Raw genomic sequence first — 235 nt, 5'->3', positions numbered from 1 at the left:
GGCAACAACTTCTCGTCGTACATCCGCGACTACGACTTCAGCGTCGTGCTCCCCGCGCACAAGGCGAGCGGCGCGAAGGGCCTGCCGGGCGACTTCGGCGATCTGCACGGCCAGGTCTTCGAGCGCTTCCTCGCGTCTTCCGCGTACCGGGATCGCTTCACGCAACCTCCCGTCATCTGCATCAGCGTCTCGACCTCGCGCACGTATCATCGACTCGTGAACGAGCACCCCGTGC

The 235-nt window shown here is 65.1% G+C and carries 1 protein-coding gene; it reads left to right on the top strand.

The genetic code is table 11. The annotated features are described in order from the left end of the window. A partial coding sequence (locus tag AMS65_RS00095) for a putative oxygenase MesX (RefSeq protein ID WP_157501922.1) occupies window positions 1–235 on the top strand: 235 nt, incomplete at both ends.

It is taken from the genome of Leucobacter celer subsp. astrifaciens (assembly GCF_001273835.1).
In the GTDB taxonomy this organism is placed as follows: Bacteria; Actinomycetota; Actinomycetes; order Actinomycetales; family Microbacteriaceae; genus Leucobacter; species Leucobacter celer.
Note: the sequence above shows the minus strand (reverse complement) of the source record. Positions and strands in the feature narration are given on the sequence as shown.